Origin of the sequence: Cryobacterium sp. RTC2.1, from assembly GCF_035018685.1 — a bacterium.
GTDB classification, from domain to species: domain Bacteria; phylum Actinomycetota; class Actinomycetes; order Actinomycetales; family Microbacteriaceae; genus Cryobacterium; species Cryobacterium glucosi.
The window spans coordinates 1-680 of sequence record NZ_JASJXJ010000336.1; the positions used below are offsets into that span (position 1 = coordinate 1).

The following is a 680-nucleotide window of genomic DNA, read 5'->3' on the forward strand; positions in this document are numbered from 1 at the left end:
CAGGTCATCCGGCGCCACCCGGTGACTGATCACCTGCAGCCCGGCCACGATCAACTCCGCCGTCTCCACCCCGATCTGCCCCGCTGCCAGGGCGGCCCCGACGGTCGGGAACAAGGGCGGTAACCAGCTGCTCCCGCCGCACGGCCGCGGCAACACCGCGTCGCCGAGCTTCGTGCGGCGTTTGACCTCCCGGGCCGAGACCCGTGTCACCCGGGTGAGGACATCCCACGGGCCCGTGCAGCCCATCCGCCAGGCCAGGCCCTCCCGGCCGAGGACCCGGGCCCGCCGGTCCGCATCCGTCGCCGTGTTCACCCGGGCCGCGTCCACCGTGCGCCCGATGGCCTCCACTTCCTTCAGAGCAGTGACCGCTTCCGCATCACTGAGCAACCCCACCGGAATCGCAGCCAGAGCCTCCGCGAGAGCCGCCCGGGCTCCGGCGAGCCTTGCGACAGCATCCGCATGCACCGACGGCACCGAACCGGCCAGACCCTCCGCGCCCTCGAAACCCTCGGCAACCGCAACCGGATGGGCCGACTCCGCCGATGGGGCCAGCTGGTCGCCCGCTGCGGTGGGCTGGTGCCCCGCAGCCCCGGAACCGGGTGACTGCGGGGTGTGTGACTGGGGATCGGAAGCTCCTGCCATACCCCGATTCTACCCCGAATCGAACACGAATGCGAGAC

Annotated in this window: 1 protein-coding gene; it reads right to left on the reverse strand. The window is 71.8% G+C overall.

Features of this window, described 5'->3' with window-relative positions; all coding sequences use genetic code 11:
- Positions 1-642, reverse strand: a 642-nt coding sequence (locus QN357_RS19165; RefSeq protein WP_323505421.1) for a DUF222 domain-containing protein, incomplete at its 3' end; no start/stop codon positions are given.
- Positions 643-680: the final 38 nt, after the last annotated feature.